The organism is Bacillus sp. 522_BSPC (assembly GCF_001076885.1).
GTDB lineage: Bacteria > Bacillota > Bacilli > Bacillales > Cytobacillaceae > Niallia > Niallia hominis.
On sequence record NZ_JVDT01000066.1, the window covers coordinates 12,424 to 36,019 of the forward strand.

General features: G+C 36.5%; 18 protein-coding genes. 15 read left to right on the top strand and 3 right to left on the bottom strand.

Annotated elements, in window-relative coordinates; genetic code table 11:
- Nucleotides 1-3: 3 nt before the first annotated feature.
- From pucD to ADJ83_RS04915, 8 genes are all read left to right on the top strand, one after another.
- Complete coding sequence (pucD, locus tag ADJ83_RS04880) at nt 4-2,274, top strand: xanthine dehydrogenase subunit D (RefSeq protein WP_031536541.1); 2,271 nt, start codon at nt 4-6, stop codon at nt 2,272-2,274.
- An 18-nt stretch (nt 2,275-2,292) separates the two neighbouring features.
- Nucleotides 2,293-2,772 carry a (2Fe-2S)-binding protein gene (locus ADJ83_RS04885; protein WP_031536540.1) on the top strand — a complete coding sequence of 160 codons (480 nt, stop codon included), beginning with the start codon at nt 2,293-2,295 and terminating at the stop codon, nt 2,770-2,772.
- Between the two features lie 27 nt (nt 2,773-2,799).
- Nucleotides 2,800-3,318: a 2-oxo-4-hydroxy-4-carboxy-5-ureidoimidazoline decarboxylase gene (uraD, locus tag ADJ83_RS04890; RefSeq protein WP_031536539.1), complete on the top strand. Its 519-nt coding sequence runs from the start codon at nt 2,800-2,802 to the stop codon at nt 3,316-3,318.
- A 2-nt stretch (nt 3,319-3,320) separates the two neighbouring features.
- Entirely contained in the window at nt 3,321-3,662 is a 342-nt protein-coding gene (uraH, locus tag ADJ83_RS04895) for a hydroxyisourate hydrolase (protein WP_031536537.1), read from the top strand.
- A gap of 6 nt (nt 3,663-3,668) precedes the next feature.
- Nucleotides 3,669-5,003: an allantoinase gene (locus ADJ83_RS04900; RefSeq protein WP_031536536.1), complete on the top strand. Its 1,335-nt coding sequence runs from the start codon at nt 3,669-3,671 to the stop codon at nt 5,001-5,003.
- 303 nt (nt 5,004-5,306) lie between these two features.
- Nucleotides 5,307-6,488 (top strand): formate-dependent phosphoribosylglycinamide formyltransferase, encoded by a 1,182-nt coding sequence (gene purT, locus ADJ83_RS04905; protein ID WP_031536535.1) that lies wholly within the window; start codon nt 5,307-5,309, stop codon nt 6,486-6,488.
- 280 nt (nt 6,489-6,768) lie between these two features.
- Nucleotides 6,769-8,031 (top strand): L-lactate MFS transporter, encoded by a 1,263-nt coding sequence (locus tag ADJ83_RS04910; RefSeq protein WP_031536534.1) that lies wholly within the window; start codon nt 6,769-6,771, stop codon nt 8,029-8,031.
- A gap of 159 nt (nt 8,032-8,190) precedes the next feature.
- Nucleotides 8,191-9,102 (top strand): AEC family transporter, encoded by a 912-nt coding sequence (locus tag ADJ83_RS04915; protein ID WP_031536532.1) that lies wholly within the window; start codon nt 8,191-8,193, stop codon nt 9,100-9,102.
- Nucleotides 9,103-9,504: 402 nt separating this feature from the next.
- Here the strand turns inward: ADJ83_RS04915 and ADJ83_RS04920 are convergent, their stop codons facing one another.
- Nucleotides 9,505-10,635, bottom strand: coding sequence for a CAP-associated domain-containing protein (locus ADJ83_RS04920; protein ID WP_031536531.1), 1,131 nt, complete (start codon nt 10,633-10,635; stop codon nt 9,505-9,507).
- Between the two features lie 380 nt (nt 10,636-11,015).
- Between ADJ83_RS04920 and ADJ83_RS26460 the strand changes: the two genes are divergently transcribed.
- The 3 genes from ADJ83_RS26460 to ADJ83_RS04930 all read left to right on the top strand — a co-directional run bounded on the left by ADJ83_RS26460 (nt 11,016) and on the right by ADJ83_RS04930 (nt 12,710).
- A complete protein-coding gene (locus ADJ83_RS26460; protein ID WP_268817856.1) occupies nt 11,016-11,147 on the top strand; it encodes a hypothetical protein in 132 nt (43 codons plus the stop codon).
- Nucleotides 11,148-11,364: 217 nt separating this feature from the next.
- Nucleotides 11,365-12,438 (top strand): branched-chain amino acid aminotransferase, encoded by a 1,074-nt coding sequence (locus ADJ83_RS04925; RefSeq protein ID WP_031536530.1) that lies wholly within the window; start codon nt 11,365-11,367, stop codon nt 12,436-12,438.
- A gap of 32 nt (nt 12,439-12,470) precedes the next feature.
- A complete protein-coding gene (locus tag ADJ83_RS04930) occupies nt 12,471-12,710 on the top strand; it encodes a hypothetical protein (protein ID WP_031536529.1) in 240 nt (79 codons plus the stop codon).
- A 115-nt stretch (nt 12,711-12,825) separates the two neighbouring features.
- Here the strand turns inward: ADJ83_RS04930 and ADJ83_RS04935 are convergent, their stop codons facing one another.
- Nucleotides 12,826-13,653 carry a Cof-type HAD-IIB family hydrolase gene (locus ADJ83_RS04935; protein WP_031536528.1) on the bottom strand — a complete coding sequence of 276 codons (828 nt, stop codon included), beginning with the start codon at nt 13,651-13,653 and terminating at the stop codon, nt 12,826-12,828.
- A gap of 175 nt (nt 13,654-13,828) precedes the next feature.
- Here ADJ83_RS04935 and ADJ83_RS04940 point away from each other — a divergent pair, with 175 nt between their 5' ends.
- Complete coding sequence (locus ADJ83_RS04940; RefSeq protein ID WP_031536527.1) at nt 13,829-14,029, top strand: IDEAL domain-containing protein; 201 nt, start codon at nt 13,829-13,831, stop codon at nt 14,027-14,029.
- Between the two features lie 561 nt (nt 14,030-14,590).
- A complete protein-coding gene (pepF, locus tag ADJ83_RS04945) occupies nt 14,591-16,381 on the top strand; it encodes an oligoendopeptidase F (protein ID WP_031536526.1) in 1,791 nt (596 codons plus the stop codon).
- Between the two features lie 63 nt (nt 16,382-16,444).
- On the opposite strand, the gene ADJ83_RS04950 is transcribed toward pepF, so the two are convergent.
- Nucleotides 16,445-17,347 carry a LysR family transcriptional regulator gene (locus tag ADJ83_RS04950; protein WP_031536525.1) on the bottom strand — a complete coding sequence of 301 codons (903 nt, stop codon included), beginning with the start codon at nt 17,345-17,347 and terminating at the stop codon, nt 16,445-16,447.
- A 139-nt stretch (nt 17,348-17,486) separates the two neighbouring features.
- Here ADJ83_RS04950 and gltB point away from each other — a divergent pair, with 139 nt between their 5' ends.
- Both gltB and gltD read left to right on the top strand, forming a co-directional pair.
- The gene (gene gltB, locus ADJ83_RS04955; RefSeq protein WP_031536524.1) at nt 17,487-22,040 is read left to right on the top strand and encodes a glutamate synthase large subunit; all 4,554 of its coding nucleotides are present in this window, start codon (nt 17,487-17,489) and stop codon (nt 22,038-22,040) included.
- A gap of 15 nt (nt 22,041-22,055) precedes the next feature.
- Complete coding sequence (gltD, locus tag ADJ83_RS04960) at nt 22,056-23,549, top strand: glutamate synthase small subunit (RefSeq protein WP_031536523.1); 1,494 nt, start codon at nt 22,056-22,058, stop codon at nt 23,547-23,549.
- Nucleotides 23,550-23,596 lie beyond the last annotated feature (47 nt).

A 23,596-nucleotide genomic window follows, 5' to 3' on the forward strand; every position in this document is an offset into this window, starting at 1 on the left:
TTTATGGTTCTTGATATAACTAGCGCAGGCGCAAGATGGAAAATTCGCCGAGATGGTGCACCTAAAGTAACTGGGGAACTTAAGTATCTAACAGATATGAGTTTTCCGCAAATGCTATATGGGACAGTGCTAAGAAGTGAGCATCCACATGCGAAAATTGTATCGATTGATACAGGAGAAGCTGAATTACTTCCTGGTGTTGCAGCTGTAATTACACATAAGGATGTCCCAGGCTTAAATGGCTTCGGAATTGTCATACAAGATCAACCAGTCTTATGTGAGGACAGAGTGAGGTATGTGGGTGATGCTATTGCAGCAGTGGCCGCCGAAACAAAAGAAATTGCAGAAAAGGCAATCTCCTTAATTAAAGTTAAGTATAGTCCGTTACAACCTGTTACAGATCCGGAAATTGCTTTGACGGAATCTTCTATAAAGTTACATAAAGATGGTAATCTCCTTCACAAGGCTGCTTTTAGAAAGGGAGAAACGACAATAGAGGACATATTTAATGAGTGTGAATTCCTTATAGAAGAAACATATCATACACCAAGGCAAATGCATACATATATGGAAACAGAAGGAGGGGTAGCAGTTCCAAATGACGATGGCGGAATAACTGTATATGCTCCAACGCAGCATGGTTTTAAAGATCAATTACAGCTTTCTAGAATTCTAGGGATGGAACCTGAAAAAATCCGCATCATTTCAAGTCCGATTGGAGGGTCATTTGGAGGCAAGGATGAACTGAACATTCAGCCGTATATTAGTATCTTATCCTTAAAAACGAAGCGACCAGTAAAGATTCATCAATCTAGAAGAGTTTCTATAAAAGCTGGCTTAAAAAGGCATCCAATGAAAATTGAGATGAAAACAGGAACAAATAAAGCAGGAAAACTACTTGCACATCAGGTGAAAATCATTGCGGACACAGGTGCTTATGCTACATTAGGTCCTGCTGTACTTGATTTTGCTGTAGAGCATAGTGCTGGTCCCTACCGTATCGAGAATATAGATGTAAAGGGTTATTCTGTTTATACAAATAACGGTGTGGCAGGTGAATTTAGAGGATTTGGCGGAAATCAAATCACCTTTGCCCTAGAAACACAGATAGAGCGCTTAGCAGAAAAAATCGGAATATCCTCAACAGAATTGCGCATAAAAAACTTGCGGCAAACAGATGATCCCGGACCTGTTGAACAGCCGATAGTTCCTACTGACGGAGCACATGCAGTTCTTACAGAAATCATCAAATCACCCATTCTTCAAAAGAATGAAGAATGGCAATCTTTGAGTGACTGGAAGCTAAAAGGGAAGGGATATAGCATCACAATGCACGGGGGAGGACTTGGTTATGGTAGACCAGACCCATCTGGTGCTTGCATATCCCTAAATAAAGAGGGGAGATTAGAGGTTTCCTTTGGTTTTGAGGAATGTGGGCAAGGATTAATTCCAACAATTGATATGATCATGACTGAAACATTTAACTGTGACACAAATGATGTAGAAATAATCATTGGAGATACCGCAAAAGTGCCTCATTCCGGATCATCGACAGCATCTAGAGCGACAAATATGGTATGGCTAGGTGTAAATAAATTAAAAACTCCTTTTATAGAAAAAATACTTACTGCTGCTGGAAAACAAACGAATGCACCGATTAAGAATCTTAGCCTTGGCAAAAGAGGAATTTGGCTGAGTGAAGAAAATAAGGAAGCCCAGCTGTTATTGACCTATAAAGAATTGGCAACATCTCTTGAAGAGCTTCCATCTGTTACTACTAGCTATCATTTTCCAACTACTCCCCATTCCATTGATGGAGGACATTTTTTATATACATTTGCAGGTGTAGCAGTAGAAGTTGAGGTAGAAGTTTTAACAGGGAGAGTAAAGGTCGTAAAAATGGACCATGTCATTTCAGCAGGCCCGGTTGTAAATCCGATGGGCTATTTAGGCCAGATTGAAGGCGGTGCTAATATGGGATTAGGCTTTACGCTTATGGAAGACGCTGTTATGGAAAATGGCCGCTATATGACAGAAAACCTTGATACTTATTTGATTCCGACTATATTAGATATTCCAAAAGAAACCAATGTTTTTGCAATGGAAGACTTAGTTAGTGGTGATATATATGGACCAAGAGGAGTAGGAGAAATTGGTACTGTTGCAGTTGCGCCAGCGATTGTTTCCGCGATTCATGATGCTACTGGAATTTGGCTGAATAAGCTGCCGGTTCAATCAGAGATGATTTTGAAAGAGATTAACATAGAATATTAACGAAATAGGAGGAGTGTAATGGAAAGCAAAAAGGTAATAGAAAGAGTAACACGCTTTAAAGTCAACGGAAAACAACAAGAACTATCACTCTCTCCAACGTCTCGTCTAGTCGATATTGTTCGAGATTCTTTATCTCTGACAGGAACGAAAATAGCTTGTGAGGTAGGAAGATGTGGAGCATGTTCTGTCATTATGAATGGAAAATTGGTGAACTCCTGTTTAATCATGGCATATCAAATAGAGGATGCAGAGATTTTTACGATTGAAAGTTTAGCAGAAGAGAAACTTCATCCAATTCAAGAGGCATTTTTGCAGGCAGGGGCTCTTCAATGTGGATATTGTACCCCAGGTATGGTTATAGCTTTAAAAGCTTTGCTTGATGACAAGGAACAACCAACTAAAAAAGAAGTGCTAACAGCATTATCTGGTAATCTATGTCGGTGCACAGGCTATGAAGGGATTTTACGGGCAGTCGACCTTTTAACACAAAAAGATTAATCAAGCCTATACGGAAGGAATGAGGATATGTATTCGATAGAAGAAATCAATGGAATGAATCGACAAGAGTTTATAGAAAAAATCGGTTGGGTATTTGAGTATAGTCCTTGGATTGCCAATAAGACATGGGATTATCACCCCTTTCCCAGTCTACAAGTACTCTACCAATTGATGGTACAGGCAGTAACAGAGGCTCCTATTGGAGATCAATTGGACTTAATTCGAGCACATCCTGATTTAGGAGGAAAGCTGAAAATGACGGATTCATCCGTAAAAGAGCAAAAAGGAGCTGGACTTGATGCACTTTCAGAAAAAGAATATCAGGAATTTGCAGCATTAAATAAAGCATATTCCGAAAAATTTGGCTTTCCATTTATATTAGCAGTAAAGGGACATACAAAGGACAGCATCTATAAAGCGATGAAGGACAGATTAAATCATTCAAAAGAGCAAGAATTTCAAACAGCCTTAACGCAAATATTTGCCATTTCGAAATTCCGATTAAATGATATCGTGAAACTAGAGACAAAAGGACAAGGTGCATAAATATGAAAACTGGAATCACAACTCATGTATTGGATGTAACACAAGGAAAACCAGGAGCATCAATAAAAGTAGAATTATGGAAATTAACAGATTCAGCTAGAAGTTTTATTTCAAAGGGAATAACCAATGAGGATGGCAGAGTAGATACTATATTATTAGAGAAAGTGGATAACGGAGAATATGAATTAGTATTTTTTGTAAAAGAATACTTTCAAAGATTAGAAGTGAAAAACAACTTTTTAACGACAATCCCTATTCGTTTTTATACAGACGAAACACAAAAGCATTATCATATTCCTTTATTATTATCTGGTTGGGGATATCAGACATATCGAGGGAGCTGAAGCATTTTGAGTGAATTTGATTTAGTAATTAAAAATGGAATCATTGTTAATGAGGAGAAATTATCAAAAGCAGACGTCTTGATAAAAGATGGGAAAATAGTAGATATAGGATTACATATCAAGGAAACTAAAGCAAAACAAATCATTGATGCAGAAGGCTTATATTTGTTTCCTGGTATTATTGATTCACATGTGCATTTTAATGAGCCAGGAAGAAGTGAGTGGGAAGGATTGGAAACCGGTAGTAAAAGCTTAGCTGCTGGCGGCGCAACATTATTCTTTGATATGCCGTTAAACAGTCATCCACCAACAACATCAGAACAAGCATTTCATCTAAAGAATGGGTTGGCCAAAGAAAAATCAGTGATTGATTATCGGTTATGGGGCGGAGTTGTACCTGGTAATCTAGATGAACTAGAAAAGCTATTGCAATGTGGAGTAATTGGCTTTAAAGCGTTTATGTCCAATAGCGGAATCGATGACTTTCAAAGTGCTGATGATCGCACACTTTTACAGGCGATGAAAAAAATAGCAGAATTACATAGTATTTTAGCTGTCCATGCGGAAAGTGATACGATTACAGAGTTTTTAGGAAAGGAGATTAATAGGGAAAGTGACCATATAGCATTAGCTTTTTCGAATGCTCGACCGATTTTTTCAGAAATAGAAGCAGTCCAACGTATCATTGCTTATGCAGAGGCAACGAAATGTAGGCTGCATATTGTTCATATCAGCAGCGCAGATGTTCTAGAGCCAATTTTAGCAGCAAAACGAAGAGGGCTTGATATAAGTGTGGAAACCTGTCCACACTACTTATCTTTAACAATGGATGACTTAGAGAAGCTAGGAGCAGCTGCAAAATGTGCACCACCATTACGGTCAAAGCAGGAAGTAGATAATCTTTGGGAGGCTATAAGAAAGGGAGAGATTGATGTAATTGGCTCTGATCACTCCCCATCTTTGCCCTCTATGAAAATGGGAAATCTTCTCGAAGCATGGGGAGGTATTTCAGGGTGTCAAACAACGCTTTCTGTGTTACTAGAAGAAGGATATTGGCAAAGAGGAATTCCGTTAGAAATGATTTCAAAAATTACAAGTACTAATCCTGCAAGACGCTTTGGTCTCTATCCAAATAAAGGAAGCATTCTGAAAGGATATGATGCTGATATAGCAATAGTGGATGTAAATGAAAAGTTTATCTTGAAAAAGGAAGATTTATATTACAAAAATAAAATTAGCCCTTATATCGGAAAGACATATAGAGGCAGAGTAAAAGCGACCATAAGTAGGGGAGAACTCATTTATTCTCATTTTTCTGACAGCAACAAAATGACCACATAAATCCATTTGCTACTTAATCAATTAAACTTTATAAGTGTAGGTAGAGAGTAATTATTTTCATAGAAAAGAAAAGCAACCTAAAAAAAGCATTGGAAATATTCCGATGCTTTTTTTTGTATGTCCATAAAAAGAATGGATGAGTTACATAAATATAGCGATTTCACTTTTGTTGAAAATACGAATTATTTATACAACCTAACTAAAATTGTTCGGAATTAGAGAAAAAAACCCTTGAATAGAGGATGATTTTACGTTATTATGCAGAATAAAGGAATAATTATTTTGTTTAGGGGGATTGGCATCGTGGTAGGAGCACCAAATACTTCACAAGCAAGAAAAATCATGTTATTAGGTTCTGGGGAATTAGGGAAAGAGGTCATTATTGAAGCACAGCGCTTAGGAGTGGAAACAATCGCTGTTGATCGCTATGACAACGCACCAGCAAGCCAAGTGGCACATCGTTCATATACAGTAGATATGCTAGATGGTGTCCAATTGAAACGGCTTATCGAAAAAGAAAAGCCTGATTATATTGTTCCTGAAATAGAGGCAATCGCGACTAGTACTCTATTAGATTTAGAAAATGAGGGCTATACGGTAGTTCCGACCGCAAACGCTACTTATTTAACGATGGATCGTGAAGGGATTAGAAGATTGGCAAGCGAAACACTAAAAATACCAACAGCAAAATATGCCTTCGCAAATGACATAAAAGAACTGGAAGAAGCAGTACATAAGATTGGATTTCCATGTGTAATTAAGCCTGTCATGAGTTCCTCTGGCAAAGGTCAAAGCATTTGCCAGAGTGCGGAAGATATCGAATCCTCTTGGAAAGAAGCGGTAGATGGCGGAAGAGGAAAGAAAACTCGTGTCATTGTAGAGGAATTTATTTCCTTTGAATCTGAGATAACTCTTTTAACAGTCCGTTCTGTTAGTGGCACAACCTACTGCCCTCCGATTGGTCACACACAAAAGGATGGCGATTATATTGAATCATGGCAGCCTCATTTTATGTCAGCTGACCAACTAGCACAGGCAGAGGAGGTAGCAAAGAAAATAACAGATAGTCTAGGAGGGTACGGACTATTTGGTGTGGAATTATTTTTAACAGCAAATGGCGTATATTTCAGTGAAGTATCACCAAGACCTCATGATACAGGGATGGTTACAATGATTACCCAAGACCTATCTGAATTTGCTTTGCACGTTAGAGCCATTCTTGGTTATCCCATTACTGGTGTAAAATTATATGCTGCTGGTGCTAGCAAGACTATAAAAGCAACAAAAGAAAGTGAAACTTACTTAATTACTGGTTTGAATGATGCATTGTCGGTCGAAAATACCCAAGTGCGTGTGTTTGGTAAGCCGAGAACAACAAAAGGAAGAAGAATGGCAGTTGTATTGCATACAAATGAAACGGTTGAATTAGCGATAAATGGGGTTAGAAAGGCGGCAGAACCGCTTGCTATTTCTTATAGTGAATAAAGCTATTATTGTTAATGGCTGTTTTCGCATAGTTTGTTGCTATCGCCCGCAGCCGGAATACCCTTCACATTCCGTTGGCCTTGCGCTTTAGCCGCTTCGTCGCTTCGCTCCTGCAGGGCCTTAGGACTGTCTCGCTAATCCCACAGGAGTCTAAGTATATTTCTTGCTGCTCTATTTTGGCAACTAATTCATATTTTCTATTAAAAAAACAACAATCTTTTGGAAAACAGCTTTGTTAAAAGTTAAGAACGCTAAATAATATAATAGGGGTATGGTTTATATGAAAACAAAAAATCGTTGGTTAATTGCATTATCTGCAGTTGGGATTCATATTTCAATCGGGTCTGTATACGCTTGGAGTGTTTTTACAAAGCCGCTTGAAGCTCAATTTAACTGGAGTTTAACAAATATTTCATGGACATTTAGTATCGCTATCTTATTTTTAGGATTATCCGCAGCTTTTCTCGGTCACTTTGTCGAAAAATATGGTCCTCGTGCTGCTGGCAGACTTTCTGCCTTCATGTTTGGGATAGGGATGGCTGGTGCTGGATTTGCAACAAGCATTGAATCTTTACCATTACTCTATATCACTTACGGTATGTTTGGCGGAATTGGTTTAGGTGTTGGCTATATTACTCCTGTATCAACATTGGTTAAATGGTTTCCGGATCGTAGAGGTTTAGCAACAGGATTAGCGATAATGGGATTTGGCTTTGCTTCGATGATTAGTAGTCCGGTAATGAATCATTTGATTAATTCGGTTGGGATATCTAATACCTTTTATATTCTTGCAGCAGTATATTTTGTTGTTATTCTTTGTTCCGCACAATATTTAGAAGCACCACCAAAAGGATATATGCCAAAAGGGTTTAAGCAATCTGTGGAAGCTGGCCACATGAAAGTAAGAGAAGATTTGTCACAGTTAACAGCAAATGAAGCAGTAAAAACGAAACGGTTTTGGGCATTATGGATTATGTTATTTATCAATATTACATGTGGGATTGCCATTCTCGCTGTTGCCTCTCCAATGGGCCAAGAATTAGCAGGAATGTCTGTAGCTGGAGCTGCAACACTTGTTGGTATTATGGGCGTTTTCAATGGTGCAGGAAGAATTGCTTGGGCTGCTATTTCTGATTATATTGGAAGACCAAATGTATATACATTATTTTTTGCAATACAAGTAGTAGCATTCTTTGCTCTTCCTCATTTGCATCATTACATTGCTTTTTCAATCATTATATTTATCATTATGTCTTGTTACGGTGGAGGATTTGCTTCTATACCAGCCTATATTGGCGACTTATTTGGTACAAAACAACTTGGCGCTATTCACGGATACATTCTTACAGCTTGGTCCGCTGCCGGTGTTGCTGGTCCTAGCATCGTATCATGGATTCGTGATACGACAGGTAGCTATCAAGGAACACTGCTTGTATTTTCTTGTATGTTTATTGTATCACTGGCAGTGTCATTATTAATTCGTCTTGATATTCGCAGATTGAAAGAAATAAATAATACTGTAAGTGAAAGCAATAGCTTTTAAATAGAACCATTTAAAAAGGATTAGATTCGTTTGATAAGATTATTTGTCTTGTCACGCATCCAATCCTTTTTTTCGAAACTAAGCCTTTAAAAGCAATCCGAATAGTAGTATAGTAGGTTCATTAGTAGTTGTAACTTAATAGTTAGGGGAAATTAGAGAATGGAAAATTTTAATACCCAATTTTTGTATTCGGTTATTATCATCGCAATCGGTTATTTCTTTAAACAGAAAAATATTATTAAAGAAAAGGATGGAGAAGGATTAGCTCGGATTATCTTTAATATCACTTTACCTTGTTTAATTATCTCTACCTTACATAATGTTATTATTGAGAATTCCTTGCTTTTGTTAGTTTTCCTTGGCCTATTTTATGGAATAGTCATTAGTGTTTTCGGACTTTTTTTATTTCGAAAGGAAGAAAATAAGGAAAAAGGGATGTTAGGAATGCTCATCCCTGGATTTAATATTGGCATTTTTGCATATCCTTTAGTTCAAGGAATTTGGGGGACGGAAGGAATCAAGTATTTCGGCATGTTTGATATTGGCAATGCTATCGTTACTTTTGGGATTAGTTATTTAATTGGGAGTTATTATTCGAAAGAAGGAACAGTACTTAGTGCAAAGCATGTAGCAGGGCAGCTTTCAAAATCCATACCATTGATGACATATGTTTTTATTTTCATCATTAATATTACAGGTATCCACTTGCCTCATCAAATAATCGATGTAACGGGTACTATTTCGAAAGCAAATATGCCACTTTCATTATTATTGCTTGGCATCTATTTGAATTTCTCGATTGACAAGAAGTATTGGAAAGGAATTGGAAGAGTACTTGGGATTAGGTATGGTACCGGTCTCTTATTAGGATTTCTCGCTTTTTTTCTTTGGCCAGCTGAAGAAATGTTCCGCTACACAATATTAATCTGTTTAATCTTACCAATGGCATCTTGTGTGCTTCCATATAGCATAGAGTTTAAATATAACCAACGCTTTGTCGGCACTGCTGCAAATTTATCCATTGTGATTAGCTTTTTCTTAATATGGATGATTGGAAATTTAATTATTTAGTAGAGGGTAAATGGTAAATAGCTAGTTGATTAATTTCCTGAGACAGAAAACAGAAACTGAAAAATTGCGCAAAATGAGGTAGGAATCATATTATTTAGCAAGTGATAAATGCGAACGATTATACTAAATAAAGTATAGCTGTTCGCATTTTTTATCATTGTTAAAAAAGACGGTTTCAGGCACGTTTGTTGATCATTCTAGCATCCTGAATACACTTGCTTTCCGTGGGCCTCTTGCTGATCTTACAGGAGTTTATGCAAATTCAGGATGCTCCTTTTTTCCAACTAATTGATTTTTCTAGGAAAATCAATATTTTTAGGAAATAGCTTTTAAAACGAAGTGGATGGAGAGGAAAGCTAAGTGTCTATAGCTCAATGGTACGACTTAGTTTTTGTCCAATCCTCATTTTGTAAGGAAATTCTCTGTATAGTATGGCTGAGCATCGTTGTTAAAGGCAACTCCGACGCCTAAGGATGCAAAATCCTTTTGTAAGATATTTTCGCGATGCCCCATTGAATTCATTAAGCCTTCATGTGCAAAAACACTGCTGTTTTGGCCATAAGCTAAATTCTCGCCTGCCATACTGTAGTGTATTCCATCGTTAAGCATCCGATCAAATGGTGATTCGCCTTCAAGATTGGTATGGCTGAAATAATTATTTTCTGCCATGTCTAAACTGTGTTTGCGGGCTGTTTCTCTTACTGCTTCATCCCATGTTAAAGGATTTAAATTATTATTTACTCTACTTGCATTTGTTAAATCAAATAATTGATATTCAAAGCCTTCTTTGAGATTCTCAGTACCATCCACATAAAAATCTTTCCGATTATCTTCTAAGGAAGAGCTGATGATTTGAAGAGCGGTAACAGTGTTATTTTCATGTTTATCAAAAAAAACAGTGACATAGGAATCTTCGAGAGCAAACATTTCATAATCACGATCTTCAGCCATTTTATAAGAAACCAGTCCTTTTCTTAACTCTGTTAAAGGCTCACCCAATGTATCTAACACTTGTTCTTTCTTCGTTCCCTTTTTGATACCGTAACTAGAAGCAATTAAATCCTGATTTGTATATAGAGCCGCTACTTTATTATTGTCATCATAACCTATCATTACAAAGTTATGATAATTGTTATGATAAGTAATCCAAGAAATTCCGTATTCATTTTCCGTTACTCGTTGCGGAGCGCCAAGTGACTTTTCAACCTTTTGTTGCTCATCTCCAAGGGAAATATTATAGATAGAAAATGGATAGTCCTTTGGTGTTTCCAATACAGGTTTAGGAATATCTGCGGAATGTTTCTCCACATTCCAGTCTGGGAGAAAGTCCTGTGCGTCCTGAAAAATTGACTTTAGGCCATTTAATTCTCTTGTAAGTGTCTGAATAAAGGAAGTAATAGATTCTTGATTAATACTATTTTCTATTTCTTCAGAAACCGTATTTATCGCAGTATCTTCCCTCTCTTTAATAAAGAAATTATATGCCGCATATATGATAAGAAGGGTGAGTACCCATTTTAATAGTTTTGTCATTTGAATAACCTCCAGTTGTCTAACCAGTATAACCAAAGAGAAGACCATGCATAACGAATGAATCAAGTGAAAATGGATAAACTAAAGGTAGACAGCTAATTTCTAACGAATTAAACGAAAGAGAAACAGAGATAGCTCAATTCCTCTTAAAACTATATCCATTGTAATAGATAGTATTGATTATTATAACATGTTCTTATAATTTCTCGTTGTAATAAAGAATTTCATCATTTTGTCTATAAGGTGTAATCAATTTGTAAAGCAGGTTTATTATATGTAAACAGGGGTAAATGCTATAATAAATATAACCGTTTCCAGCTTGGAAATTATATTAGGCGTAATCTCTAGACAGAATTAAGACGGTTTTAAAGGAGGCAATCATGCATTTAATTAGAACCGACATTGACGAAATTTTAACAAACACAACTGATTTAGAGCAGGAAATATCCTCATGGAATTTAATCGACATAGAAATTGATGAACTTTTAGATGATACAAAGCATTGGAATTAATAGTGCAGCCAAATTTACATAATGTAGATTTGGTTGTTTTTTTATTGGCTTTTTTAATACAGCTATAAAATGATTTGTGGAAATTTTTTCAAAAAAGTTACTTATCATTTCCTTAGCTACGCAAAATAATTTCTAACTTTTTATCAAAATTACTTTCTCTATAGAAACTTTGCGTTATAATAAATAGAAATAATATTTATGATAAGGAGAATGGAACGTGACAGAACAAACAATCACTGTAACATTAGCAAAAGAAAAGAAACCAAAACCGGATCCAGCAACATTAGTATTTGGTAAAGTGTTTACTGACCATATGTTTATGATGGATTATTCAGTCGATAAAGGATGGCATGATGCACAAATTCTTCCATACCAACCGATTACTTTAGATCCTGCTTCTGTTATTTTCCACTACGGACAAGCAGTTTTCGAGGGGTTAAAAGCTTATTTAACGAAAGAAGGCAAAGTCCTTTTATTTAGACCAGAAAAAAATATGGAGCGTTTAAATAAATCAAATGACAGACTTTGTATACCTGAAATAGATGAAGAGTTTGCCTTAAATGCTTTAAAACAATTAATTAATATCGATAGAGAATGGATTCCAAATGGAGAAGGAACCTCTTTATACATAAGACCTTTCGTTATATCTACTCAGCCTTATTTAGGTGTAGCAGCATCTGTTAGCTATAAATTTATGATCATTTTATCACCAGTAGGTTCGTATTATAAAGAAGGCGTTAAACCAGTAAAAATCTTCGTTGAAAATGAATATGTACGTGCAGTTGCAGGTGGTACTGGGTCAGCAAAAACAGCTGGTAACTATGCAGCAAGCTTAAAAGCACAACAAATTGCTAATGAAAAAGGCTACTCTCAAGTTCTTTGGTTAGATGGAGTAGAAAAGAAATATATTGAAGAAGTTGGCGCAATGAACGTATTCTTCAAAATAAACGGAGAAGTAGTCACACCTCAGTTAAATGGAAGCATTTTAGAGGGGGTAACAAGAAGAAGTATTATGGAGCTTCTTCAGCATTGGAATATTCCTATTACAGAAAGAAAAATTTCGATTGCTGAAATTTTTGAAGCCCATAAAAACGGTCAATTAGAAGAAGCATTCGGTACAGGAACAGCTGCTGTTATCTCTCCAATTGGTGAATTCTTCTGGAACGAAGAAAAAATAATCATAAATAATGGAGAAACAGGAGAATTGGCATCGAATTTATATAAGATAATCACTGATATCCAAAATGGAAGACAAGAAGATCCATTCGGCTGGACAGTTGAAGTGAAATAATTCCTTTACAAGGAAAATAAAGGAGCATCTTAATGTCTAATAAAAGCCACACGCTAAATTTTGGCTGGAATTTAATAGCACATAAAGACTATAAATTATTCTCAAACCAAAATGAATATGTATTAATGGATTGGGATGGAGATGTTGTTTTGTGTGTTGCTGTTCAAGACCATGAGATAGAGGTCCTTCGTAGTAATTGGAATCTTCATTTTAAAGTGAACTTGGCTTTTAAAACGATAAAAGTTTTTAATGATCCAGACGAGGAAGAGTGAGTAACGAAATTAGTGGATATAAGTAATTGCTATGTTAAAAGGAGTATACCTATTCTGATTAGGTATACTCCTTTGTTATTTTTACTGAAAGATAAAATTATATCAAACAATATAATTACACTAACTTGGTAGTAACAGGGTCTAGAATAAAAGTATGGATAACTTTTGCAACACCATCGTTATTATTAGTATCTGTCACGTAATCAGCAAGCGCCTTTACATCATCAGGGGCATTTCCCATCGCAACACCAAGGCCAGCAAATTCAATCATCGCTACATCATTATAACTATCACCAATAGCAATGACTTCTTCTCTTGTAATGCCCAGTTTTTCAATGAGAATGGCGAGGCTTGTCCCTTTAGTAACTCCTAATTCCGTAAATTCAAGGAAAAATGGTTTAGAGCGCATGACACTTAAATGTTCTGCTAACTCTTGTTGTAGCTTTGCTTCTACTACTTTAAGATGCTCTTCTTCTTTCACCATTAATACCTTTACGACAGGAGAGGAAACAGTTTGTTTGAAATCGGAAACTGTCTTAATAGGTAAGCCGGTAATATCTGCTTCGATTTCAGTGAATGGATTATTCTGTTGTGTAATGATTTCATCCTCCATATAAGTATGAATCCACACATTTTCCCTTTGGCTTAAATCATAAAGATCATGAACGGTTTCTGGTGGTAATGTACTACTAAATAGTTCTTCTTTCGTTTTACAATTTGTTATTTTTGCACCATTAAAAGAAAGAATAAAACTCCCATATTCAGCAAGCCTCAACTCTTCTGCAGCATCTTCGATAGCATATGTTGGTCTTCCAGATGCAAGGACCACCTTAACGCCATTTTCTTGTGCTAGCATTAAAGCTTTTTTTGTTGCATCTGAGATAGTATGGTTATCTGTTAATAAAGTATCATCCATATCTAATACGATCATTTTATAACTCATTTTGAACTCCCCTTTCCTAACCTCTATCAAGAATACATGAAAAAGAGACAATAGCCTATACATAAATCCACTTTTTTATAAAAGTTTTAAAAGGAATAAATTTCCTCGAAAAAAAGTATTTGAATTATCAGAAAATTACTGCTATAATGTAAAAAAGAACAAGGGGTTGATTCAAATGGAAAAGTATTTATTAAATGCTCCAAAACAGTCTGTAGGAAATGTAGTTGATTCTTTATTCGCTGAAATGGTATTAGAAAAAGCCCTTTACGACTTTCGAAAAGCTGAGCTAAAAAAACAAATTGACAAAACATTAATTGCTGGTGACAAGGAACAATTTTATCGTTTAACAGAAGAGTTAAAGGAATTAACCGCATAATAATCGTAATAAATTATATTTGTAATAAACATAACAGCTATCCTAAATGGGATGCCTCACTGTATTTTCACTCTGAAAAATCAGTGAGGTTTTTCCCTGCAAAAAAAGGATAGCTTTTTGTATGGACATATAAAAATAAAAACTGCCAATAAACAAAAGTTTATCGGCAGTTAGGGACACTACAAATGTGTCCTACGTATTGAGGCAATAAACTACGCTCCACATAGCGCAATAATGTTCATTGACTTATTCAATATAGCTCATCGCTTGATTAATATAACATAGTTTCTAGAAGTTTGGCAAGCTATTTCTTATGGATTCTCTTCAAAGCTTTGTTATTTATTAGACAAATTCCGTTCAATCGACCTCCAATTATTACAAGTATTGAAAAAAAGTATTATGGAACAATAATGATAATTTTGGAAAACTCCCGTACAATTCGATAGAAGCGTTTATACTTTACATAATAGGATATGGCTAGGTATGATTTAAGCATAAACATATCTTTTCATTTCATGATAACAAGTGAAATATAGAAAACCAATGAATAGGAGGAAGTTTATGAATACATATAAAACAAGGGAAGAAGTTACAGATTTGGAAAAATGGAATTTGAGGGATATTTATAAAACAGAAGAAGATTGGGAAAACGATCTTCAATTATTGGAGAAAAAAATCGAGGAGCTTGCCACTTTCAATAGTAATATTTCAGACGGGGCAAGCTTATTAGCATATCTTACTTTATCAGAGGAAACTAGTTTTATCTATCGAAAAGTATATGCTTATGGAATGCTTCTATTAGACTTAGATACGCGTAATACCCATGCCCAAAGTCTAATTGAAAAAGCTCGCTATGTAGGGCAGAAATATAGTAGAGCTACCTCCTTTTTTATGCCTTTTTTATTGTCATTAGAAGAAAGCAAATTAAAAGCCTACATAAAAGCTGAGACAGGATTAGCTTATTTTGAAAAAGACTTATTAGAGTCTTTTCGCTATAAGAAGCATGTATTAAGCAAAGAAAAAGAAGAGATTTTGTCCGAACTAGGAGAAGCATTAGGTGTACCGAGCAATGTATTCGGAATGATAAATAATGCAGATATTACATTTGGAGAAGTAACAAATGAAGATGGAGAAAAAATTGAGCTAACAAGGGGAATGTATGCAAAAAGAATCGAAAGTGAAGATCGAAATGTACGGAAAGAAGCATACCTAGCCTATTATAAACCATATATAGGCATGAAAAATACGATTGCAACAACCTTTAGTGCTGCAGTGAAAAATAATGTAAAAACAGCAAAATTAAGAAATTATCCTTCTGCTTTAGAAAAAAGTTTGTTTGGAGACCAAGTCCCAGTAGAAGTGTATAATAATTTAATTGAGACTACAAGAAAGAACTTACCTTATATGGATGACTATATGAAGTTTCGCAAAAAGCGACTTCAGCTCAAAGAACTGCATGCCTATGATTTAAGTGTTCCATTAGTCGGAGAAGCAGCCAAAGAAGAGATTAGCTATGATGACGCATTTCAAATAATGGTGGATGCATTAAAACCATTAGGTGAAGAATATATCGCAGTGCTAAAAAGTTTTAAAGAAAAGCGTTACTTAGATGTACGGGAAACACCTGGGAAACGTTCAGGTGCTTATAATTTAGGATTATATGGTGTACATCCATTTATTCTGCTAAACCATCGGGACGATTTAGATAGCTTATTTACATTAGCTCATGAATGTGGACATGGGATGCATTCCTATTTTAGTAGTAAACATCAGCCACAAATAAGTGCAGGCTATAGCATTTTTGTTGCGGAAGTCGCTTCTACTGTGAATGAAGTATTGTTAATAAGACATTTATTAAAATTAGAGCAGGATCCATTAAAAAGAGAGCATTTACTGCACCATTTTATTGATAGTTTTAAAGGTACCTTCTTTACACAGGTAATGTTTAGCGAATTTGAAAAAACAGTGCATGAGCAAGCAGAAAACGGGCTTCCTCTCTCATTGGATTTTTTCAATTCAACTTATGAGGAATTATTTAAAGCATATAATGGCAGCGATTTAGTCATTGATGAGCAAGTGAAGTATGGATGGTCGAGAATTCCCCATTTTTATCGTCCTTTTTATGTTTATAAGTATGCAACTGGTTTTGCATCAGCGATAAATATAGCTGATAAATTAATTGTAGGAGAGAAAGGGGATGTAGAAAACTACTTAGACTTTTTAAAAAGTGGAAGTTCTGACTATCCACTCGAGCTTCTCAAAAAGGCTGGTGTCGATTTGACAACCCCAGAGCCTATCAATCACGCTTTATCTATTTTCCATTCCTTAGTGAAGGAAGTTTTAGAAAAATAAATAATGGGTAGGGAAGTAAGGGTCTAACTTTAACTAAAAGTTTGAGACCCTTATCCCATCCCATTATTGATATTTTTCTAAAATAGTGAAAAAGTCGATGACAAATCGACGAAAGGTTTGGACAGATGGTGGAGATTCCCGATTGCTCGGAACGATAATTCCGACAGTTCGATTAATTATCGGATCTTCAATTGGTATTTTCACCGTAAACTTTGGAACAGTATCATAAAAAGTGCTTTCTGGCAGTAGTGTTACACCCATACCAGCAGACACCAATCCTTTAATCGCATCTAAATCTTCGCCTTCCGCATTTATATTCGGTAAAAATCCTTCTTGTTTGCAAGCGTCAATAGCGATTTTTTGCAAAATATAGCCTTCCGGAAATAAAACAAATTCATCATTGCGTAAATCCCGTAAGCGAAGGGATCTTCTTTCGCTTAAAAAATGATTACTTGGTAGTAAAGCAAATATTTTTTCAGTGAACAATATGTTTCCTGTTAATAAAAAATCGTCTGTTGGTACTGGACCCAAGAAGGCTAAATCTAAGTCTCTATTTTTTACCCCTTCTGTTAAAAAATGATAGGATCCTTGCCGCAATTGGAATTTCACTTTTGGATGTTTTTCTTTGAAAGCAGAAATAACCGTTGGTAGTAAGTGGCTTGCAAGACTTGTTGGAAAGCCAATTTTTATAGAGCCTCTTTCTGGATCCAAGTAGGCATTTACTTGTTCAATGGCACGGTCAACCGATTTGACTATGGCAAGAGAATGGGTTAGAAATATCTTTCCAATGGAAGTCAGTTTCACGTTTCTACCCTCCCGCTCAAATAATTGCACACCTAACTCATCTTCTAAGTTAGCAATTTGACGACTAACAGCAGATTGGGCAACATGCAGATGTTCCGCAGCGGCTGATACATGTTCCCTTTCCGCTACTTCAATAAAATATTTTAGTTGTCTCAGTTCCATTTTTATCGACCTTCTTTTTAATTATCTCATTTTTAGATTGTTTCTATCTAAATGATATATTGTACATATGAATTTGTATAGTATAATTGAATTATCTGAATAAAAAAATTTGTTAGAAAATCTGACAGGGGTGGTTGAAATGACGTACAACCAAATGGAAAAAGCGCAGGGCTTATATAGACCGGAATTTGAACATGATGCATGTGGAATCGGACTGTACGCTCATATAAAAGGGGAAGCGACGCACGACATTGTCACAAAAGGATTAAGCATGCTTTGTAAATTAGATCACCGTGGTGGGCAAGGTAGTGATCCATTAACAGGAGACGGTGCTGGATTAATGGTACAAATTCCAGATGCCTTCTTTCGAAAAGAATTAACAGATATTAATCTACCAGAGAGTGGAAAATATGCAGTTGGAATGGTCTTTTTTTCAAAGGATGACCCAAATCGAAATCAAATTGAAACAAAGATTAACGAATATATTGAAGAGATAGGAGAAGTACTTCTTGGTTGGAGAACTGTCCCAACCGAATTCAGAAAAATCGGAAAAGTTGCACAAGAAAGTTGTCCGGTGATTCGTCAAGTATTCATTCAATCCAATCAATCAAATAAAGATAAGTTAACGTTTGAACGAAAATTATATATAATTAGAAAACTAGCAGAAAAGTGGGGAAGCGAGGAAGAAAAAGAATTTTACTTTGCGAGTCTCTCATCAAGCACAATCGTCTATAAAGGATTATTAACTTCCGATCAAGTGAAGAGCTTTTATTTAGATGTGCAAGACCCAGCATTTGTTTCAGCTTTCGCAATTGTACATTCTCGTTTCAGCACAAATACATTTCCTAGCTGGGAAAGAGCTCATCCAAATCGATATTTAATCCATAATGGAGAAATAAATACATTACGAGGCAACTTTAACTGGATGAAAGCAAGGGAGCAGCAATTTGCATCAGAGGTTTTTGGAGCTGATTTAGAAAAAGTGTTACCAATCTTAGATTCCAATGGTAGTGACTCGTCCGTATTTGATAATGCATTAGAATTCTTTATTCTATCTGGTCGCACGCCGGCTCATGCGGCAATGATGATGATTCCAGAGCCTTGGACCGAGAATCCGCATTTATCAAAACAAAAAAGAGATTTTTACGAATATCATAGTAGCTTAATGGAACCATGGGATGGTCCAATGGCGATTACTTTTACAGACGGTAAACAAATTGGCGCGATTCTTGATCGTAACGGCTTACGCCCAGCAAGATATTATGTCACGAAAGATGATTACATCATTTTCTCTTCAGAGGTTGGCGTTATTCCAGTTGAAGAAGAAAATATTCTTTATAAAGAGCGCTTAAGTCCTGGTAAAATGCTGTTGATTGATTTAGAAGAAGGACGCATTGTTTCCGATGAAGAGCTTAAAAACTCGATTGCTTCTGAGCATCCATATACAGAGTGGCTAGAGGAAGTTGTGCGCTTAGAGGAAAACATAGAAGAAAAGGCGGAGACATTTGCTGATTTACTTGCAAGGCAAAAAGCTTTCGGTTACACGTATGAAGATGTGCAAAAAAATCTGATTCCAGTTGTATTAGAAGGTAAAGACCCGATTGGATCAATGGGAAATGACACGCCGCTTGCTGTATTATCTAATAAGCCACAGTCATTATTTAATTATTTCAAACAATTATTTGCACAAGTAACCAATCCGCCGATTGATGCAATTCGCGAACAACTAGTAACCTCGACTCTTTCTTGGATAGGTGCAGAAGGTGATTTATTACATCCAGATGAAAGCAATTGTCATAGAATACAACTGAAAACACCGATTCTATCTAATGGCGATGTTGAACAATTACGCACCAATGCTAAACTTGAGTTTACAGCTAGAACAATAGATGCTTTATTTACAGATAATTTAGAGGAAAGTTTAAACAACCTTATGCAAAAGGCAGAAGAAGCTATCACACAAGGTGTATCATTGCTTATTTTATCTGATCGTGCAATGAATAGAGAAGAAAAAGCTATTCCTGTTCTACTTGCTGTTAGTGCTTTGCATCAAGATTTAATTAAAAAAGGACTTCGTACGAAGGCAAGTATTATTGTAGAGTCTGGCGAAGTTCGAGAAGTACACCATTTTGCGAGTCTAATTGGATTCGGTGCGGATGCTATTAATCCATATTTGGTATATGCGACATATAATCAAGCAGTAGAGGATGGCATCTTATCCCTTTCCTATGAAGAAATTGTAGCGCGATACAATACAGTAGTTACAGAAGGCGTAGTAAAAGTAATGTCTAAAATGGGTATTTCTACTGTACAAAGCTATCGTGGTGCACAAATTTTTGAAGCAGTCGGGATTGGCAAAGAAGTAATTGATCAATACTTTACTGGCACTGTTTCTCAGCTAGGTGGTATCGGATTAGATATTATTGCGGAAGAAGCAACAAAAAGGCATTTATTAGGCTATCAAGAATCAATCGATGAAACATTAGATTCTGGAAGTGATTTCCAATGGAGAAAAGGCGGGGAACACCATGCTTTTAATCCAAAAACAATCCATACGTTACAGTGGGCATGTCGACAAGGTGACTACGGATTATTTAAACAATTTTCTGAAGCGGCTAACGAGGAAAGCATGAGTTTCTTGCGTAATTTATTTGCTTTTGATCCATCAAGACGGCCGATTGATATTAATGAAGTGGAATCTGTTGATTCCATTGTTAAAAGATTTAAAACAGGAGCTATGTCATTTGGTTCTCTAAGTAAAGAAGCCCATGAAACATTGGCAATCGCGATGAACCGATTAGGTGCAAGCAGCAATAGTGGAGAAGGTGGAGAAGATCCATCCCGTTATACAATGGATGAAAATGGCGATAATCGGAGAAGCAATATTAAACAAATCGCCTCTGGTCGATTCGGAGTTAAAAGTCATTATTTAATCAATGCGAAAGAATTGCAGATTAAAATGGCCCAAGGTGCAAAGCCTGGTGAAGGCGGACAGTTGCCTGGAAATAAAGTATATCCATGGGTTGCAGAAGTACGTGGCTCAACGCCAGGTGTAGGATTAATTTCTCCTCCACCACACCATGATATCTATTCCATTGAAGATTTAGCACAGCTTATCCATGATCTTAAAAACGCGAATAGAGATGCACGCATTTCCGTTAAATTAGTTTCAAAAGGTGGAATTGGAACTATTGCAGCAGGTGTTGCCAAAGGTGCTGCCGATGTTATAGTAGTGAGTGGTTATGATGGGGGAACAGGAGCATCGCCTAAAACAAGTATTAAACATACTGGTCTTCCATGGGAGCTTGGTTTAGCAGAAGCCCATCAGACATTAATGTTGAACGGTTTACGAAGTCGAGTCGTCCTTGAAACAGATGGGAAGTTAATGACAGGAAAAGATGTTGTTCTTGCAGCCTTGATGGGAGCAGAAGAATTTGGTTTTGCAACAGCTCCGTTAATTGTAATGGGTTGTGTGATGATGCGTGCATGTCATTTAGATACTTGTCCAGTTGGAATTGCAACACAAAATCCAGAATTGCGATATAAATTTGCTGGAGATCCTAATCATATCGTAAACTTTATGCGCTTTGTTGCAGAAGAGGTACGTGAGCTAATGGCACAGTTAGGATTCCGCACAGTAGAAGAAATGGTCGGAAGAACAGATGTGCTTACTGTTAGCAAAGAAGCGAAAACGCATTGGAAAGCGAAGGACTTAGATTTATCTAAGCTATTATATAAAGTGGATGGTCCAAGAACATTCCAAACACCGCAAAATCACAAGATTGATGAAAGCTTAGACATACAGAAGATTCTACCAGCAGTTCAAAATGCGATAAAAAACAAGGAAACATTAGATTTACATTATACAATCCGAAACACAAATCGAGTTACAGGTACCATTGTAGGTAGCGAAATTTCAAGGCATTACGGAGAATCTGGATTACCAGAAAATACAATTAATCTTCATTTCACCGGATCAGCAGGTCAAAGCTTCGGCGCGTTTATCCCTAAAGGTATGAGTCTTTATTTAACAGGAGATGCGAATGACTACATCGGAAAAGGGCTATCCGGTGGGAGAATTGTTGCTAAAGCATCAGCGATAAATTCTTATACAGCAAAAGATAATGTTATTATTGGCAATGTAGCATTTTACGGTGCGACAGGTGGAGAAGCATTTATAAATGGAAAAGCAGGAGAGCGATTTGCCGTACGTAACAGTGGTGCAAATATTGTCGTAGAAGGCATTGGCGACCATGGCTTAGAATATATGACTGGTGGAGAAGTTGTTATTTTAGGAGATGTGGGTAAAAACTTTGCAGCTGGTATGTCTGGTGGCATAGCCTATGTATTATCGAAAGACGCAGACCAATTCAAAACATTATGCAATAAAGAAATGATTATTTTTGAAGCGCTAGAAGATCGAGCAGAAATAGAGAGAATACAAGGACTAATTGAAAAACATGTGGTAGAAACAGATAGCTTAGTAGGTCAACAAGTACTTGCTAATTGGGAAAATTATGTACAACAGTTTGTTAAAGTAATTCCGAAAGACTATAAACGAATGATTGCAAACATCCAAAAAGGACTAGAAAGTGGATTATCAGAAGAAGCAGCTTCCATGGAAGCATTTGAGAATAATTCCAAACAAGACAAAAAAAAACAATCAGATAAAATAACCGTATTAGTGCAGTAGAAAGGAGAGAACAGAATGGGTAAAGCAACTGGTTTCATGGAATTTAAACGGGAGGAAGCGGAAGAGAGAAATCCGCTTTCCCGCCTAAAAGATTATAAAAAATATTCTGCTCCTTTCGCTGATGAGGTACTAGAAAGACAAGGAGCAAGATGTATGGATTGTGCTACACCATTCTGCCATATTGGAATGGAAATTGCCGGAAGCACATCTGGCTGCCCGATCCATAACTTAATCCCTGAGTGGAATGACCTTGTATATAAAGGGAGATGGAAAGAAGCATTAGACAGATTATTAAAGACAAATAACTTTCCAGAATTCACTGGTAGTGCATGTCCAGCTCCATGTGAAGGTTCTTGTACAGTTGCAATCTCTGATCCAGCTGTTGCGATTAAGAATATCGAACGTACTATTATCGATAAGGGGTTTGCAAACGGGTGGATCCAACCACGAATTCCTCAAAAGAGAACAGGAAAAAAGATAGCCATCATTGGGTCTGGTCCAGCAGGACTTGCTAGTGCAGATCAATTAAATCAAGCTGGCCATTCTGTAACCGTTTATGAAAGAGCAGATAGACCAGGTGGGTTATTAATGTATGGTATTCCAAATATGAAAATAGAGAAAAAAGACGTAGAGCGTAGAATTAAGCTTCTTACCCAAGAAGGTATTGATTTTATTACCAATACAGAAGTAGGAAAAGATATAACTGCAAAAGAATTAAGAGAAAACTATGATGCTGTGATTCTTTGTACTGGTGCTCAAAAGCAAAGAGATTTAGTAATGGAAGGTAGAGATGCACAAGGTGTGCACTTTGCAATGGACTATTTATCAGGTGTAACCAAAAGTTTGCTAGATTCTAATTTGAGAGATAGAAACTTTATTGATGCAGAAGGCAAGGATGTCATTGTTATTGGTGGGGGAGATACAGGAGCTGATTGTGTCGCAACAGCTCTTCGCCAAAACTGTAAAAGCGTCGTCCAATTTGGTAAACATCCTAAGCTTGGGCTAATGCGCACAAGTGATAATATGTGGCCAGCAGCACCAAATGTCTTTACATTAGAATATGCATACGAAGAAGCGGAACAGAAGTTTGGGGAAGATCCTAGACAGTATGGAATTCAGACGAAGAAGATGGTAAAAGACGATAATGGTAAATTAAAAGAATTACACACTGTATCAATGGAAAAAATAAAGCAAGAAGATGGGACATTTATTTTCAAAGAAATTCCCGGAACAGAAAAAGTATGGCCAGCACAGTTAGTTTTTATCGCAATTGGCTTTGAAGGTCCTGAACAGCCAGTATTAAAGCACTTTGGTATTGAAACAATGAATCGAAAAGTTGCTGCAGCATACGGTGATTTTGAAACAAATCTTGAAGGTGTTTTCGCAGCAGGTGATGCCCGCAGAGGACAAAGCTTAATTGTTTGGGCAATTAATGAAGGAAGAGAAGCAGCTAGAAAAGTAGATGAATACTTGATGGGTGCTTCGATTCTACCAACTGTTAATGCTTAAGAAAAAAGAGGCTGGGACATAAGTATTTCAATCAACAACAAACACGA